This window comes from [Clostridium] symbiosum (assembly GCA_036419695.1).
Taxonomy (GTDB): Bacteria; Bacillota; Clostridia; order Lachnospirales; family Lachnospiraceae; genus Otoolea; species Otoolea symbiosa_A.
In genome coordinates, this window is the sequence record CP143946.1 from 2,809,442 (window position 1) to 2,827,317 (window position 17,876).

Sequence of the window (17,876 nt, forward strand, 5' to 3'; positions counted from 1 at the left end):
GTTATCCATTTCCTCTATTCACTCCTCAACGCCTCAATCGGATTCAGCCGGGCTGCGCGGGCAGCGGGCATATAGCCGAACAGCAGTCCGATTCCCACCGACACGCTGAAGGAAATGAGAATCGATCCGGCCGTCGGTACCGCCGTCATTCCCATCATTTTCCCGATGGCCCCGGTCAGCGCGCAGCCCAGGATAATTCCTATGATTCCGCCGATGGAACTTGTCACGGCGGCTTCTATCACAAACTGCTGCATAATTGTTCTTCTTTTTGCTCCCAGGGATTTGCGGATTCCGATTTCCCTCGTCCTCTCCGTCACGGATACCAGCATGATGTTCATTACGCCCACACCGGCCACCAGCAGGGAGATTCCGGCAATCCCACCGAGCACCATGGACATCATCGCTATCATGGAGTTCAGGGAATCTAAAAGCTCACTCATGGCTGTGACCGTGTACAGATCCTCATTCTTGAAAATCGGGTAGAGAAATGCATCGAAAAGTGCTTTCACCGTCTCGGTATCTCCAACATTCTTCGTGGTAAAAATATAATTGTTGATCGTCCCGTTCCTGGACAGTTTCATCGCAGCGGTATAGGGAATATAGATGAAATCATCGCTTCCTCCCTCCTCCACCGCGTCGCTTTCGCTGGTCTGGCGTTCCACGCTGCCCACGATTTCATACGCCTCTCCGTTGACCTTGAGCGTCTGTCCGATGGCCTTGTCGGCCCCTCCATAGAGCTCCGTGGCGAGATAATATCCGATGACGCAGACCTTCTGTCTGGATAAAATATCGGAGTACTGGATAAATCGGCCCTGCTGAAGCTCCTGGCTTTTTAAATCCAGAAATTCTTCGCTGACGCCGGTGATTGACGTGCTGGTCAGGGATTCATTTCCCGATTTTACCGTGCCGCTGACACTGACATTCGGTGACATCTGGTCAAAATAGGACTCGTTTTCTTCATAGAATTCATACATCTGATCAACGGACACCGAGCGGGTGCTCAGATTCACCAGATTGACCGAAATCTGGTTCGTCCCCATGCTGGAAAAGCTTTCCGTCATATACGACATTTGTCCATTGACCAGGCCAACCAGGATAATCACGGCCGCAACGCCGATGATGATCCCAAGCATCGTCAGGAACGAACGCATTTTATTGCTCCATATGCTTTTCAGGGCTAAACTAAATGACTGCCGCATACTCTTCCACATCCCCGTCGAAATTAATTTTACCGTCGTGTATCCGGACGACTCTCCGGGCCTCCATTGCTATGGAGCTGTCATGGGTAATCATGACAATGGTATTGCCCTCCCGGTTGAGTTCCTTCATAAAATCCAGCACATCGCGGCTGGTTCTGGAATCCAGGGCACCCGTAGGCTCATCGGCCAGGATCAGGGACGGGCTTCCGGCCAGCGCCCTGGCAATGGAAACCCTCTGCTGCTGTCCGCCGGAAAGCTGTTTCGGTTTGCTGGCCCATTTATCAGCCAGCCCTACCTTTTCAAGTGATTTCATCGCCATTTCCCTGCGTTCCGATTTGGAAAGTCCTGCATAGAGAAGGGGAAGTTCCACATTTTCCAGGAGATTGTCTCTGGGCAGCAGGTTATACTGCTGAAAGATAAATCCAATCATCTTATTGCGTATTTCGGCCAGCTGGTTGTCGCACATATGGCTGACATCCTCCCCGCCCAGGTAATATTCCCCGTCGGTCGGCACATCCAGGGCTCCTATGATGTTCATCAGCGTAGATTTCCCGCTGCCCGATTTTCCTACAATCGCTACAAACTCGCCCCGTTCGATGCTCAGGTTAATCCCGTCGTTGGCCCTCACTTCCTCGGAACCCATCTGGTACGTCTTATGAATATCCTTAAGCTCAATTAACGGCCTGTTCTCATCCATCTTTCCTCACCCCCTCTTACGGCCGTCCGCCGCCCTGGCTGCCGCGGTTTCCGCCGCCCTGGCCGCCTGCCGGCATATCAATCTGCATCGGCATCATCATCGCAGCGCCTTCGGAGCCTGCGCTCGACTCAGCCACATATACCACATCGCCCTCCTGTAAATCACCGGAGGTAATTTCTACATAATCGGAACTGATAAGCCCCGTCTCCACTTTCACCTCCCGGAAACCGGCTGGTACGCGTCCCTGTGCCTCCGTGACGGAATCATCCTTCACATAAACCTTACTGCCCCTCTGAAGCGCGTCCGCAGGTACCGCCAGAACGTTTTCAGCGGAATCTACGATAATCGTTCCGTCCACATTCATCCCCGGAAGCAGGCCTCCCACTTCGTCCAGAGTCACGGTAACCGGATAATAGGTCACGCCGTTGGAGCTGGTTCCCTCCAGGCTGATGCCGGTTACCTTGCCGGTAAACTTCTGATTTTCAAACGCATCCGCCGATACCTGAACCGTCTGGCCGACTTTTACGCTGCTGATATCCAGCTCATCGATATTCATCTGGAAGGTGACGGAGGACATGTCGTAGATAACGGCCAGGGCCGAAGCGCTGGAACCGTTCTGGACCTTATCCCCCACCTTGTAACTCTTTTTAATTACGGTCCCCGATATCGGCGCCGTAATCGTGTAATCATCGTATGTATCCTGGGTCGAATCGAGGCTCGACTGGGCCTGTTCCAGACTCGACTGAGCGGAATCCATGGAATCCTTGTATGTTTTAATCAGCTTTTCCGCAGTGCTCGCCTTCATCCTGAAAATCGGACTGCCTGCATTTACAAAATCGCCCTCATTCACAAGAAGCTCTTCCACCTCTACATTGGATGAGAGATCGGCCGCTATTACGGTATCCACGGTCGCTGTAAACGTCCCGTCCCCGCTTGAGACAAACTCTCCCACGGCCGCGGTGGCAGCCATATCTGCAGTGAGGCCTCCCGGATTCTCCACCTGGATGGTGACGTAACGCACCAGCCGTCCTCCCGTCATCGTCTCATCCATCGTGCTGACACTCGTCACGACACCCGTGAGCTGCTCCAGCGTATCGCTGAGGGTGAGGGTCGCGGCGCTGCCGGGAAGAATGGCCGCCGCCTCCATATTTAAAAACGGCACTTTGATTTTCATAATCTGATCATTGTAAATATCGGCAATCTGGGTATTGGAGCTCACCTTATCACCGGCCTCTATATGAAGCTGCCTGATATAGCCCGATTTGGTAGACTTGTAGGTATTGCCGCTGTATTTTCCGACCGCTTCATTGTAATCGCTGACCGCGGCATTGTAATTACTCTCGGCCCGGCTCACGGAATTGCTGGCGGAACTGAGTTTTGATTCCATTGAGGATGCGTCGATCCGGTAAAGGATTTGTCCCGCCTCCACCTGATCACCCTCTTCAAAATTGGCCTCTATCACCTCGCCCTCCGCCATGGAGGTGATGCTGTATGTATCCTTGGGTAAGATGGTGCCCGAGGACGAAAGCGTGGATGTAATATCCTGCCTTACCACGGACGCCGTATTCACCTTCTGCCCCTGTGTGGCCGCCCCGTTTATTTTCTTCTGTCTGTTTATGAAAAAAACGGCAGCTGCACACAGGATAATCATTATCACGACAAGGATGATTTTTTTCTTTTTACCTCCTTTTTGCGTCTTCTTTACGCCCTTATCCCGCATCCGGCTGAACAGGCTGATCACTCTTTCATTCATTTTGTTCTTCTCCCCGACTACTCAATATAATCTATCAACTGATATTCCGGACTGTCGTTGTCCTCATCCGCGGATGCCGGCTTGTCTTCCCAGATAACGATGATATCATCACCAATCTTCAGATCGCCGTAAACCGAAAAGGCAAACTGCATGTCGGAGGTAGTCAGTTCATACTCCGTGCCGCTGACAACGATGGAGGTGGGTATCATGACATCCGAAGATTTGTAGTAAATTGCATCAAGTGTGCCCTCCGTGGCGCCGCGGCCGCCCTTTCCGCTCTCCGAATAGCCGTAAACCGCCCTCGAAGCCGTGTTGTAGTAGATAACGATTGCCTCATCCTCCACTTCATCCGCTGTTGCCGACTCACCGTCCAGATAAAACGAGGCCTTGGATACGGAAAATGGAAGGATGCTGCCCATGCTCCTGTCTTTTACCGCAACCGGTCCCTTCAGCTTGCTTTCCAGCGCCTCCAGAGGATTGATCTCCCCGTCGGATGTCAGCGTAAAGTCGAGAACCGAGGCGTAAACGGTGGAACTGGTGGCTTTCTTTCCCTCATTTTCCTTTGTATTGGTTTTCATCAGGTTGTAAAAAAGATTGACGCAGTCGAAACGGCTCAGAACCTCGGTGCCGGATTTGCCGATCTCATCGTCCAGTTCCAGATAGGCCGCTTTCGCCAGCCTGTTCGCCGCCTGGTTATTTCCAAAATCCTCATTCGTATATCCCAGAAGGGTTAAAACTGCTTTTACCGCCTCCTGCATGGTTATATTCTCATCCGGTTTGAACTTGCCGCCGAGGTAGCCCGTCATCCATCCCTGCTCGACGGCAGTTCTTATATAGGAGGCGTACTCATTATTCCGGTCTACATCCGCAAATATGGAGACATTATTTTCAGCACTGATGCTGCTGCGGTAGGTGGAGGCGTTTACAAGCATCTTCGCAAACTGCGCTCTCGTCACCAGGCTGCTGTCGTCGGACTGCGCCGTCATAATTCCCGCTGCCGTAATCACTTTCTTTCTCATGCTGTAGCTGGAAGAAGCCTCGGCCGTCATCGGAGCCGCCGCTGTGATTGCCATAACGGCCGCCAAAGAGACAGCCATGCGTTGTCTATTCATAAAAAACTCCTCTCAATACTGCTCATTTATTTCATACATTTTCCATCGAATTACTTTGTTGCTACTATACCAATAATTTGTGTGCATTTCGTGTTCTAACTGTGAAAATACCGCGTATTTGAACGATGGCACGCCCTTTCCCCCCGATAGGGGTACAGACTCCCGGAAGAATACCGGCAGTCTGTTCCGGCCTGTTTGAGAGCAGAAGAAAGAGTCCTGTTTTCCGGACTCCCGTTTCCTATGAATTAAAAAAAGAAGGCGCGCCCGCCTGTTTCCACCTGCAGACGCCGCCTTCTTTTTACTGTATCTTATTGTTTTCCCCGGGTGTCATCCCCAGATAATCCGTCAAAGCCGGCAGGCGGCTCTCCGCAATTCTGGTTCCCTCCCCATAAAGTTCTTCCAGCTTTCTTACATCCTGCTCAAATCTTGAAACCCGGACCGGGAATTCGGGGCGGATGACAAAGATTCGCCCTTCCTTCTCCAGGTTTTCAATCGCCTCCTGCATCGTGTTATACCGTTCCGGCACCTCGTAAAGTGCGTTTAACAGATTGGGCAGGGGTGCAAAATAGCGCTCATACGCTCTTGCAGTAAGTCTTCCAACCGGTTTCTTACGATAACCGCTGTGGCGGGTTAAAACAAGGACCACCTTTTCATATCCCAGCTCAAATGCCCTCTCATAGGCGATGGGGAGAGACACTCCGCCATCCAGGTAATTCTTATGGTCCACCTTTACCATCCGCGAAAGCATCGGGATGCTGCTGGAGGCCCTGACCGCCTGCATCATCTCCGGACACGACAACTTATCGAAAAATTCCGGTTTTCCCGTTTTGCATCTCGTGGCCACCACCTCAAACTTCTGCGGCGAACTGTAGAAAGAATCGTAGTCAAAGGGAACCAGCTCATTGCTCAGTTCCCCGAATACGAAATCGAAATTGAATATCAGCCTGCTTTTCACAAGACTTCCAAGTCCCATGTAGCGCTTATCATGCAGATATTCTTTATTAATGCGGAGCATACGCCCCTTTTGCCCGCTGATGTAATTCATCCCCGCCATCGTTCCGGCGGAAACTCCGTTTACGTAGGAAAGCTGTATCCCATGTTCCAGCAGTGTATCCAGGACGCCCGCCGTAAATACGCTGCGCAGGGAGCCGCCTTCCAGTACAAGTGCTCCTTCAGTCAATTTAAATCCGCCTCTCCTTTCTTCCCGGACAGGCCCGCCGCCTTCGCTCTGCAAAAGCCGGTTATAAAAAGCCCATCATCAGGTTTGCCTGGTACATCCAGACCTCCATATTGCTGTATGCCAGCAGGAGGAAGGTGACCGCGGCAAAAATAACCGCCGGCTTTATGGCATTCCCCCGCTTCCAGGTACAGTAGAAAAGCCTGGAGAACGAGACAAACAGTACTGCCATAAACCAGCTGGTAAATACCCTCTTAAAGGTAAAACCATATACACTAATATAAAGGCACATTTTGGAAAATGCAAGTACAATAAATCCCAGCGTCTCCACACTGAGCAGGGAAAGTATCCTTTTAACCGTCCGGTTCCCACCGTCGGAAAACACTTTGATAAAGTAAAACAGCATAAAATTGATCACCGCGATAAAACACAGCTCAAAGAATCCCTGTCTGGCGTATTCACTGTATACAAAACTCTGTTGGTGCGAAAATGCCTTCATAAGGATGTCAGAGAATTTGACCAGGAAAAACAGGACATAAACTCCGCAGACAGCCGCTGAAAAGGACATCATGACCGTGAAAGGAATCCTGACCGCCGCACCGGCCCCGCCCGTTAATTTCTTTGTTTTTGTCACTTTTGCATGAAAGGCGCCGTAAAAAAGGCCAAAGAAATAAAAGGTACCTAAAAATACCAGCAAATTTAACAAAAAGTCGCCAAATAACAGTGCCTCAAAAAACTTCTGTGTCAGACTCAGGCAGAATTGTGAAATTCCCCCCGTAAAAGCCGAAAAGCTCTCGTCTGCCGCCGCCAGCATCGGCAGGACAATAATGAGGACGGGAATACTCATGATGATTCCAAACAGAATCTGCCCCGCTTTATCCTTCTGCCTTTTCTTCGTCTCCTGATCGCCGCTCCTTAATTTTCTCACTCCGTGAACCGCCACCAGGAAGGCCTCATCAAAATGGGAAAACGGAATAGCAAAAAAACCTCTCAGCAAATCCCTGATGCAGCTTTCATCCAGCCGCCCTCTCAGTCTTGCCCCTCCTATCGTGAGCAGCCAGTAAACACCCGCTCCGTGCAGAAACAGTGCAACATAGGGCATTATGTCCTGCCGCTCCCAGTCCTGCTGCCCCGGAAGATATTTGACAAGAAACCATACCGCCGCAGCCGCCATGAAAACAAAGTAGAGTTTCGCCTCCCCATCCATCTTCCTGCCGGAGGATGACAGATAAAAAATCCCGGCAAATGCAAACAGCGCTGTAAACAGCGGAAGCCAGGCACCGGGAAAGACCCCCGCCCCCCTCACATAGGCCCAGGAAGCAAATGCCGCGGTAAGAACAAGGATGTAGTCATTCCATCCATATTCCCTGCGCTGTGTGGCGGTTTTATCCGCCGGATCGCCTACATCGTCCGCAGATACCCGCGTATCTGCTCCTGTGCCGCGTTCAGGCGGCTCCTGCCCTATCAACATTCGTTCCCTGTCAGGCATCACTTTCACTTCGGGTATTAGTCCCTCTTCAGGCATTAATCCCTCTTCGGATATTGCTCTCTTTTCAGACGCCAATTTTTCTTCATCTGATAACTTTTCTTTCGGCATTAATTCTTCCTGATCCATAATCACTCCTCCTCAAATTCCAGAATATCTCCCGGCTGGCAGGAAAGTTCCCTGCAGATGGCTTCCAGCGTGGAAAACCGTATTGCCTTCGCCTTGTTATTTTTCAGTATTGACAGATTGGCCGGAGTGATGCCCACACGTTCCGCCAGTTCACCGGCGGATATCTTGCGCTTTGCCATCATCACATCCAGATTCACTATGATTCCCATTTAAGCCCCTTCCCTCTATACTGTATAGTCATTCTCTTCCTTGATTTCCCTGGCCCGTTCAAAGACATTCTTAATCACCCGGATTAACAGTCCCATAAAGGCTGCACAGGCCGCTATAATCAGGAAGAACACATAGTAAGCCGTGGAAACCAGGCAGACGGCGGCAACGGCAAAACACATCCAGCTAATCAGCCGCAGGCATCTCACATTCTCCTCGCTGAAAATCTGTTCTTCTCCAATCCGCCCGATCATTCTGTAGAGATTCCATAAAATAATTCCAAGAGGTACGGCGCTCGCATAGATTGTCGCCGTGAACAGCAGGGCGTCCTTTCCGCGCGCGGAAAAGCTATGCCTGACAAACTCCCTTGTCATCACCGGGCAGAACGCCACAACCAGCACATACGCAGCCGCAAATAAAATAATAAAAAACTTAGTCAGTCCTATCGACTTTTCATTATTCCAGTTCATATATAAAGTACACCTCCGGGGTAAATTCAGCCTGGTAAACGGACCATCGCTGTTACAGGAAGTATAGCATGGTAAAAATTGAAAATCAATATATATTTATCGTTTTTCGATATATTAATGATGTTTTTCGGAAAATGTAAGAAATGGCAGCTGAGGTGTAAGAAATGGTAAATGGACATAAGCTAAAATGAGAAATGGAGCGATACCGGACTGCACCCGGCCGCAAACCAAGGCAAAAAAGGAAGCCGGCATACAGCGGCCCAAAGACCCTGCCTGACGGCTTCCCGGAGACGGAAGGAAACGAAAGAAATCCGATTTCCATCCAGTCACAGAATATTATTTTTTGTTTCTGCTGCGTTACATCAAAGGCGCAAACAATCTCAGCGCCTTGCCCGCAAAGCGTTTGAGGGGCGAATAACGGCGGCACTCTTCGAGCGTTACCGGCCGGCACATTCCGAGGGTTGCCTGGAAATCCTCCTCCACCGTATAAACGGTGCTGTTTTTATACAGGTAGGCCGCACATTCAAAATGCAGGTAAAGGCTCCTGTAGTCCAGGTTGATGGTCCCGACCACCGCTTTTTCATCATCGCTGATAAACATCTTGGCATGGACAAATCCCGGCGTGTACTCATAGATCTTCACCCCTGCCCGCAGAAGCTCCACATAATAGGATCTGGCCAGCAGGTAAGCATAGAGTTTGTCGGGGATGTGGGGCATGATGATAATGGTCTCAACCCCCCGTTTTGCCGCGTATTTTAATGCGGTCAGGGTCACATCGTCCAGAATCAGGTATGGCGTCATAATATGCACGTACCGCTTTGCATGGCCCAGAATATCGAGATATACCTGTTCCCCGACATTTTCCCCGTCAAGCGGGCTGTCCGCATAGGGCATCACAAACCCGGAGCGGTCCATCCCTTCCGGAAAGCGGTAATCCTCCGGCAGGAGAAAACGGCCGTAGTCTTCCTTCTCCGGCTCCGTCACCCCCCATAACTGGAGAAACATCATCGTAAAGCTGGTTACGGCATCGCCTTTCAACATCACGGCCGTATCTTTCCAGTGGCCGAACCGCTCCCTCCTGTTAATGTATTCATCCGCCAGGTTCACGCCGCCGGTGAAACCGGTATGGCCGTCTATGACACATATCTTCCTGTGATCCCGGTTATTCTGATAGCTGGAAAGGGCCGGTTTCACAGGTGAAAACATCTTGCATTTGATTCCTTTGGTCTGAAGTGTTTTGGGATAGGAATACGGGAGAAGCGCGAGACAGCACATGCCGTCGTACATAAAACGGACCTCCACTCCCTCTTTCACCTTCTGTTCCAGCACCTCCAGAATTGAGTCCCACATAATTCCGCGCTCCACAATGAAGTACTCCATAAAAATGAACTTCTCCGCCTGCCTTAACTCATCAAGCATTTTCGGATACATGTCGTCCCCAAGAGGGAAATATTCGACGCTGGTATTCTGGTATACCGGAAATTTGCCGTACTTATTCATATAGCGGGCCAGGTTGCCCTCACTGGAACTGATATTATTAAATTCCCTCATCACCTCCGGATCCTGAATAAGGTAGGGCGCAACCTCTTTTTCGAGGGACTGGATCCGCCTGTTGATCAGCTTTACCCCCGGCTGAAGTTTCAGGAACAGATAAAAAAGCGTTCCGAACACGGGAAAAATCAGGATCGGCACTACCCAGGACAGCTTGATGCTGCAATTCTCATCATTGCTGATAATATAGATAAGCACAATGGCGCTCAGCAGGGAAGAACCGCCGTATAAATAAATCATATATTCCTTAAGCCAGTTAAACCCTGCCAGAAGTACGCCGATCTGAATCAGAAGAAACAGGACGAGAAAAGTCGTCCGGCCAAAAATAATTCTAAGCAATCCCCTTAATTTTTTCATTTGTATCTTTCACATCCTTTACTCGTTTTAAAACCATGCTTTTACGCTGCACAATATGCACCGAAGGCGGTCAAGGCAGCATTTCGATAATCCATAAAGGAGATTATATCATTTCTGCACAAAAAGCGATAGGGTAATTTCACCCTACCGCTTTTCACCCGACGGTTTTACCACCGGGGCATCCCATTTTCGTTAAACCGTTGCGTCACCTTACCGGCGTTTTCTCCTGCCGTATATCATCATGAGAATTCCTCCGAACATAATCAGGAGCAGCGCCGGATACAGAGCCGTCCTCTCTCCCATTTTCGGAAGGGATGCCAAAGGCACTCCGCTGTCGTCGATGGTAAACAGGTATTCTCCCAGTGGGACGCCGCTTTCATCAATGGTGGTAAGGCCATAATTTCCAGCCGGTAATGTTCTGTCTATTGTCACGCCGTTATCGTATTTTCCGTGGAATACCTCCTCATTCTGGTCATTTTTGACTATAACCCGGTCGATTCGGTCATCCGGGATCTCCACACGGATTCCTCCGTCCGGTGCTTTTTCTATCACTGCAGGCGGCGCTCCATTCTGATCCGAGGGAGGAATGACAGCCGGCGGTACCTGTGCGGGCGGTGCGGTACTCTCTTCTGCTTCATGTTCCTGGGTCGGATTTTCCCGGGTCCCTGTTTCCTCCGGTTTTGTTTCGGCTCCCGGTCCTGTCGGCTCCTTGCCGCCGCTTCCACCCGGGGTGGTTCCTCCGCCTCCGCTTCCGCCGTGGCTTCCGCTTTCCTTCTTCCTGTCACCAATCACGATTTCACTGTCTGTACCGGCTTCCGTGAGCTCCGATGCAGGATTCCCTGTAAGCTCTATTCCATGATTCTCCGTATCGGAAGAAAGCGTGACGCGGTAGGACGTCGTTTCATTGAGATAGTAGCCCGACGGAGGCATTATCTCGGCAACAAGATACGTTCCATAGGGAACATCCTCAAACCGGAACAGGCCGTCACTGCCGCTTAAAGCCGTTTTTCCCAGATACGCATCGGCCGCCGTAAAGCGCTCCGTCCCCTCCTTAAAGAGTCCCATCACAGCGCCCTCCAGTCCCCTGGAATTTTCCGTCACCGGTGCGGTTACCTTCCGGCCCGTTATGGTACCGCGTTTCAGACGGTTTGTGAAGACCGCCTTCTCCCCTGCCGGCTCCGTCTCTTTTTTCCGGATTTTCACGGTCTTACCTTCTGTATCCAGATGATAGGCTCCTCCCGGCGCGGTCAGGCTGCTGTCTAATTCCTTTATCATATAGGTTCCGGCTCCGGCATTGTCCACAACGATTGTTCCGCCGGCTCCCATTTCAAGATAAATGCCCTCCGCCGGGACGATTGTGATCTCCCTGGCGCCGGTTATCTCCTTTTCACCGATCCGCTCCTCCACTGCCTTTCCGGAAACGTCTTTTCCGGTCAGCAGGAAACGGAATCCCGAAAGATCGGCTCCGTCGGCCCCCGACAGAATGGAGCCATCTTCACCTTCGATTCTCTTTTCAATCAGAAGTGAATTTTTATAGCACTCATTGACAAAGCTGTTTCCATCCGCTTCGTTGGAGATCCTGTATTCTCCGCCGTTAAGGCCCTGGGCCTCTTTTTTATCAACCGTATAGATACCGCCGTCAGCCGTGTAGCCTTCCGGCGCGTTTACTTCCATTATCTGATATTCAAAATCACCGCTGTAGAAGAGCGCCGGACGCTCCGTGCCGGAAATGAGGGCGCCGTCCACATCCTCACGTCCTGTGTAGGTAAAATAATCCCAGATGCCGGGGCTGCCAAGGTTCATCAGTTCCCCATCTACGGCCGGATCCGGAAGGACATGGACTCCTCCCGCCGTCTCTTTCAGGGTACAGAGCTTTGTCACCGAGCCGTCCTCCGACTTCACCTGAAGTTCAAACTGCGCTCCGGCAAGGGGTTCCCTGTCGGAATCCGTTTTATTCACTCTGAGTGCAAAAGCCAGAGGTTCATTTATAAAGGCAAGTGTGTCCCCATTATCATCCGCCGCGGCTGTCTCATGCGCTTTTACCATAATATCCCTTGCGAACCGCGAGCTGCCGTCCGGCGTCTGGTAACCGTCTGCCTGTACCACTTCCTCCAGGCGGTAGCCGGTTCCCTCTGCTTCGGCCGGAACGTGCTCAAAGAGCAGAATGCCCTTCTCATCCGTCACCGCGGTGCCGGTGTAAGAAGTATCGGTGACCGGCAGCTGCGTAATCCTGAATGTAACGCCCTCCAGAGGCTTTCTCAGGGCAGTTCCGCTGCTGTTATAGAATGCCCCGTATTTGACTCCCCTGATATTGCCCGTCAACGCCTCAATATTGTAATACAGAAGCGATGGGTCGGCGTCTGTTCTAAGCTCTGCAGTGCCGAAAGCATACCTTCCGTCCTTTGAATAAGGCATTGAGCCGCCCTGCTCCGCAGCGCCGATGTAATATGTTTCTCCGGCTTTTTCGATGGTGACGGGGATAAATCCCCTGGTTTCCAGGCCGTCATATCCGGGATAATTTAAGGTGCTGTCGTGATAGAAGCCATCCGGCAAATCCACCTCTTTGACCAGATAGGTCCTGCCTGCCATAAGTAATTTTCCCATATCCTCACGGTCAAAATGGCCCCCGGAATTGGTTCTGAGGCTGAGAAGCGGCTGTGACCCGTCAATCGGTTTCCAGACAGTTCCGTCCTTTACCCCTTCATACACTTCAAATACGGCTCCTTCGACGGGTTCATCCGTCATGATCAGGCTGCCGTCCAGCTTCAGGGCCTTTGTCTTGTTAACCTGGATATACCCGTACGGAAAATCGTTAACCACGTTAAGCGCCTTAGCGTCCTTCGGCATAATAAGGCCGCTCGGTACGTTCAGCACTCCCGGAACCGGTTCTGCCGCATCTGTTTCCTTTTCCGTCACATTATAGAAGGTCACTTCCGTGGACTTGTAGGATGATGTATCCGGCTCTATGTACACGACAATCACCTGTGGCTTCTGTTCCCCGGCCAGCTTATCTTTTACCGCCTCAAAATCTTCGGTCAGGCGGTAGACGCCGCATGGCAGGGCATAAAGCTCTACGAGTCCGTCCTCATCAATCTGCACCGAATCTGAATCACTGCCTGGATAAGGCGCATAGGCGGTATCTGCCTCCCCCTTCTCTTTTCTTTCCACATGGAACCGGATCGGATAAACCGTGCCGTCGACCGGATGATAATTTTGATCCGTCTTATAGAAGGCAAGGTCCGTGAGCAGCCGTGTGTTGGTCACAACGGCTTCCGAAGGGCTGGCCGTCCTGTCCGCCGTATAGGGAAATCCGCCGACTGCCTTTGTCTCCACCTTAAACCCGTTTTCACCGTCGTGAAGCACCTTGACCTCCAGATATCCCGGCGCTTTTTGATAACCGTAGGGAGGCGCTGCCTCCTCAAGATGATAAGTCATAGAGGGATCCAGATTTTCAAAAATTACCTTTCCATTTTCATAACTGTCCGGCCTTCGCGGGTTCAGCCTGCCGCTCGGATCCGTTAAAAGGAAATCAGCGCCGTCTAACGGGGTTCCGGACTGATCCTGTTTACTAAATTCCAGCCTGTTATCCGCTCCGGTCCGGGGCGAATTCAGGACATCCATGTTCATCTTGAGCACGCCGCTTCCGGTATCCTGCACATGAAGTGCATCCTTTGAAATATCAGAAGGCAGTTTTTCAGGCATACCGCCCGTAAACAGCAGATACTGTGTCTCATAAGAATCAAGATCATAGCCCTGGGCCGGTTTCGTCTCATCCAGCCGGTAGATTACATCATTCTTCAGCCGGACAAAAAACATCTGCCCGGAGCTGTTACTGGTCCTGGATTTCACCATCGTGGCGTCATTGACCGGAGTCCACAGGTTCTCTGTCCCCGGTGAGGAACGTTCATATACAGGAACCAGGTTGAACCTCGCCCCCTCCAGCACATGGCCTCCTCCGGCGGAGTTTGCGCTCTTTTTTGTGACGGTTGCCATTTTAAGCTTTGACAGCTGGCCAAATACGGTGTTTCTGAAATTATTCGCGTCCGTATTGGTACTCTCAGATTCATCGCTTCTGCCGTCCGGCCAGTTGACGATAACTTTATTCTTCACGCCTCCGTCCGGTACCGAATCTACAATCATTGTATGATACCGTAACACGATTGGGGTATTGGCAAGCGGTGCATTCTCTTGATAGGAAATGTCAAAATATGCCCCATTTTTAAGGATCGTGAAATTCTCATCCAGTTCTCCTGTGGTAAGCGGCGTCATCTGTCCGGGACTTGTGATTTCCCCCGACGGATTCATCGAAGTTTTATAAATCTGCAGGCTGTCGGGATCGAGTTCCAGGTAATCCTGCATCTCATCCTTCACGGTGACTCCCGAGAAATCGGCGCCTGTCTTATTGAGCGTCACTTCCCATTCCAGCCAGGGCAGGCCGTCGTATTCCCCGCCATTTTTATTGTAATTGTGAAACTGCCCCTCTTTTGTTATCTGTTTAGCGGCAACATGGTTTGCATCCGCCGTTCTCTCGATTTTGACGGGGGTTCCCTGCTCCTCCCGCGAAGAGATGACAAAGCTGTCAAGTCTCACCGTATTGTTTAGCAAAATGGAATCGTTTGATTTAAATTCCTTCCGCCTGTAGGGTTCCTCCACATACGTTGTAAATTCGAGCCGGAAGGCGTTCTCGCTGATCATCTGTCCAAGCCCGTCCCCCGACGCAGATTTTTCATACAGTACGAAAATCATATCCTGTTTGCTGTAACCCCTGTCCGTCGTATTTGTCCTTGTGAGAACGGATAGGATATGGTTTTCTGAATCGTTCAGTCTGTATCTGAGCACCTCTTCCGCATCCGACGGCGTTGCATTCGGTTCCGTTGGCAGTTTTTCAAAAGTGACTTTTTTATAATCCCCAATGCCCGACGAAGTCCTCTCCTTAACCTCAATTCCCGTAATTTCACAACCATTTCCCGCCTGGCCATCCGCAACACCGTCCGGGGAAAAGATTACTCCCTCCGGCAGGCTGTCCGTCAAAATGGAATCCTTCAAAAGAATATTGTCGTCATTGTAACCGATTTTCCATTTTACCAGGTTCTTTTCATAATCATATGTATCAACGGCATCCTTGCTGATAAACGGCATCTTTATCTTCCGGACGGCAGAAGCTTCTCCTTCGTAGTCCTGCTCTCCTGTTTTAACCTGATATGATGCGGTATTTTTAAGCACTGCATCTTCATTGCCCAGAATTTCGGGATCAATAACCCTGGTTTTTATCGTAAAGTAATAATAATCTTCCGGCTCTACGTCCTCAAGATGCACGGTCAGTGTATGTTGATTGTCTGAATCGATCAGGGTAAAATAGTCGGGAGATGCGCCCTCCAATAATTCATAATCCGTCTCATTCTCTAAAGCAGTCCGATCCGCCTTGTGCAGGATCAGCTTCCCCTGCTTTAGATCGCCCTCATTTTCCAGAATCACCTGTCTGCCGTTATCAAACACATCGGTCAGCGTGAACTCATCCAACCTGGACTTCGAGCGGTTGATTTCAAACTTCCAGCTCATGGTCTGCGTAGCCATATCATAATTTGTTACAGACTTTTTCAGGGCCTCGTGGTTGTATTCAACCTCTTTTTTAAGATCGACGCTCTCCGGCCACTCCCATTCTCCCGGTCCTTCCCCTTTATAATGCCTGTGGACAAAGGCGGCGTTGTTCGTCACGGTGCCGCTTCCGCTTGTCACGGTATGGCCTCCCATCCCAACGTCCGTATCATACACGATTTCCAGATCCCGGTTAATCAAATTAAGGGCAGGCAGAATAAAACCGGTTGCGGTGTGAACCGTCTCTTTACCGGAAGTTTCCCTGTCTTTATAGGTATATGTGAATTTCACCGCTTCTGAAGAGGATGACGGCACCTTTTCCGATACCAGTTCCATAAATTCCTTCATGGAATCCGCGTTGTTAAAATAAGCATCCGGCGAAGTTTCTCCCAAATCGAGTGAAATATCGCTGTCCGATAATGCCACATCCTCCCCATCCCCGCCGCCATTGCTGTCTTTTACGTGGATAACGCCGCTGTATGTAAGCCTGTCGCCGAGCCAGTCGATCAGATACGCCGAATCAACGGCAACAAGTACCGTGCTAAGACGGATATTCCAGCGGATCACCCTGCCGTCCACCCCGACTTCCTGTCCGTCTTTCGTGATTGTCTGTTCCAGCCTCTTGTGGGTCGTCGTCTTATCGGAGGCCAAATCTTTTGTGCCCGCCGCATTGTCGCGCAGCGCTACTTTATTTTCCACATCCAGCTCACGGACAGTCCCCCACTTTTCCATTCCGGTGATGATGGAATCATTCAGTCTCGTCTCCACGGTGATGACCGCTTCCGTGATATTGCCTGCGGTATCCGACTTCATTCCGGCAGAGGATGGGCTGGCAATCGGATAGACCACTTTTCCGTCTTTATAGTAATCCTGAAGCGGTGTAAGTTCCTCCCTGTCATCTCCCGAACCAGCGTAAATTCCGATTACTTCCAGCTCGGACGGGATCTCATCAATGATGTACTTTCCTTCCAGAGAATAGGATTTTTCGAGTCCCATCGCTTTCTTTATACCGGCGGATTTCTTTGTGTGTTTCCTTTTCCTTATCTGGCTGCTTGTTCCGGGTTCCTCCACATCCTCATCATCATCGTCCATGGCCTGCCAGGTGTCCCAGTCATCGATGTCGTCATATCTGGAAGACAGCTTTGATGTGCTGGCCGGCTCGGAGGCAGAAGCCGCTTCCGAGGAGGAGGCCCTGGCCGTGATCGTATAAGTGATACCGGCATCCGCCTCACTGGATGATGCTTTCTTACTGATCGAATAGGCTCCTTTTTCGTCGGGATCGTCCGGCTCTCCCGAACCGATTTTAACGGTGACGCTTCCGTCCTTATTGTCTTTTATCTGAATCCCGGCGCCGTTATGGCCCTCTGAAACCTCCAGCGACAAACTGCCTCCGGCGCTAATATTTTCACTGCTATATATTACTTCTTTATTAAATTCGATTCTGATATCCAGGTAATTCTTATGATTTTCGGTTATCAGGGTGCCTATGGCCTCTCCACCATAGACGATTTTCTGAGGCTTGAAATCCATGTTTTCTTTCAAAAACTCACATTTCACTCTGAAAGAGAAATCAATGTCCGCACACTCGTTAATATAATCGTCCCCGGCTTTTTCAAGGGCTTTTTCGACTTCCTGCTCCAGAAAATCGTTGTTAAACGCAAGCTCAAGATTCAGCTCAAATCCGTCGGCCTGTACTTTGTCTTCTTCCGACCACAGCTCTATATAGTCGAATGCCTCTGAGGGTGTTGCGTAATCTTTAATATCGATTTTACTGCTTCCTCCCGCATAGGCGGGCAATCCCTGTCCCACGGTAATGGTCTGGAACATTATCACGCAAATCAGAACCCATGAAAATCTCTGTTTCCACTCGGCCTTAAATTTTTTCACTGTCTCTCTCATCCTCAAGCTCCTCTTTCGTATCTTTTTTACATCATTATTTCCTGTCGGTTCCCAACTGTTCTTCTTTTCTGATGTATTATAGCAAATAATTAACGAGCCTGAATTCGCCTTACCATAATGAACTTTATTTTACCAAAACACATTTTAAGTGCACACATATTTCATGTTTTGCGCAAGACAAAGGATCCCGCCCGCGGGACTCTTTCGCTGCCGCGCGGCTGCTTCAGCAGCGATTTGCCTCTGC

10 protein-coding genes are annotated in these 17,876 nt (G+C 50.5%); all 10 read right to left on the minus strand.

From position 1 onward, the window contains the following. Nucleotides 1–14: 14 nt before the first annotated feature. The gene (locus V3C10_12910) at nt 15–1,199 is read right to left on the minus strand and encodes an ABC transporter permease (GenBank protein ID WVP60219.1); all 1,185 of its coding nucleotides are present in this window, start codon (nt 1,197–1,199) and stop codon (nt 15–17) included. Further along, complete coding sequence (locus V3C10_12915) at nt 1,183–1,896, minus strand: ABC transporter ATP-binding protein (protein WVP60220.1); 714 nt, start codon at nt 1,894–1,896, stop codon at nt 1,183–1,185. Before V3C10_12915 ends, V3C10_12910 begins: the two co-directional genes overlap by 17 nt. Before the next feature lie 16 nt (nt 1,897–1,912). Then, the gene (locus V3C10_12920) at nt 1,913–3,649 is read right to left on the minus strand and encodes an efflux RND transporter periplasmic adaptor subunit (protein ID WVP60221.1); all 1,737 of its coding nucleotides are present in this window, start codon (nt 3,647–3,649) and stop codon (nt 1,913–1,915) included. A gap of 17 nt (nt 3,650–3,666) precedes the next feature. After that, a complete protein-coding gene (locus V3C10_12925) occupies nt 3,667–4,761 on the minus strand; it encodes an S-layer homology domain-containing protein (GenBank protein WVP60222.1) in 1,095 nt (364 codons plus the stop codon). 298 nt (nt 4,762–5,059) lie between these two features. After that, a complete protein-coding gene (locus V3C10_12930; GenBank protein ID WVP60223.1) occupies nt 5,060–5,941 on the minus strand; it encodes a patatin family protein in 882 nt (293 codons plus the stop codon). Nucleotides 5,942–6,002: 61 nt separating this feature from the next. Further along, nucleotides 6,003–7,553, minus strand: coding sequence for a DUF4173 domain-containing protein (locus tag V3C10_12935; protein WVP60224.1), 1,551 nt, complete (start codon nt 7,551–7,553; stop codon nt 6,003–6,005). A 2-nt stretch (nt 7,554–7,555) separates the two neighbouring features. After that, nucleotides 7,556–7,762, minus strand: a complete 207-nt coding sequence (locus tag V3C10_12940) for a helix-turn-helix transcriptional regulator (GenBank protein ID WVP60225.1) — start codon at nt 7,760–7,762, stop codon at nt 7,556–7,558. A gap of 15 nt (nt 7,763–7,777) precedes the next feature. After that, nucleotides 7,778–8,230, minus strand: coding sequence for a DUF2975 domain-containing protein (locus tag V3C10_12945; GenBank protein WVP60226.1), 453 nt, complete (start codon nt 8,228–8,230; stop codon nt 7,778–7,780). A gap of 357 nt (nt 8,231–8,587) precedes the next feature. Continuing rightward, nucleotides 8,588–10,138, minus strand: coding sequence for a cardiolipin synthase (cls, locus tag V3C10_12950; protein ID WVP60227.1), 1,551 nt, complete (start codon nt 10,136–10,138; stop codon nt 8,588–8,590). Nucleotides 10,139–10,348: 210 nt separating this feature from the next. Then, a complete protein-coding gene (locus V3C10_12955) occupies nt 10,349–17,632 on the minus strand; it encodes a SpaA isopeptide-forming pilin-related protein (protein ID WVP60228.1) in 7,284 nt (2,427 codons plus the stop codon). Between the last annotated feature and the right edge of the window lie 244 nt (nt 17,633–17,876).

Excerpts from the sequence above, each read along its gene's own strand:
- V3C10_12935 (WVP60224.1), bottom strand. The coding sequence starts at position 7,553 with ATGGATCAGGAAGAATTAATGCCGAAAGAAAAGTTATCAGATGAAGAA.
- V3C10_12955 (WVP60228.1), bottom strand. The coding sequence starts at position 17,632 with ATGAGAGAGACAGTGAAAAAATTTAAGGCCGAGTGGAAACAGAGATTT.
- V3C10_12945 (WVP60226.1), bottom strand. The coding sequence starts at position 8,230 with ATGAACTGGAATAATGAAAAGTCGATAGGACTGACTAAGTTTTTTATT.
- V3C10_12940 (WVP60225.1), bottom strand. The coding sequence starts at position 7,762 with ATGGGAATCATAGTGAATCTGGATGTGATGATGGCAAAGCGCAAGATA.
- V3C10_12915 (WVP60220.1), bottom strand. The coding sequence starts at position 1,896 with ATGGATGAGAACAGGCCGTTAATTGAGCTTAAGGATATTCATAAGACG.
- cls (WVP60227.1), bottom strand. The coding sequence starts at position 10,138 with ATGAAAAAATTAAGGGGATTGCTTAGAATTATTTTTGGCCGGACGACT.
- V3C10_12920 (WVP60221.1), bottom strand. The coding sequence starts at position 3,649 with ATGAATGAAAGAGTGATCAGCCTGTTCAGCCGGATGCGGGATAAGGGC.
- V3C10_12925 (WVP60222.1), bottom strand. The coding sequence starts at position 4,761 with ATGAATAGACAACGCATGGCTGTCTCTTTGGCGGCCGTTATGGCAATC.
- V3C10_12910 (WVP60219.1), bottom strand. The coding sequence starts at position 1,199 with ATGCGGCAGTCATTTAGTTTAGCCCTGAAAAGCATATGGAGCAATAAA.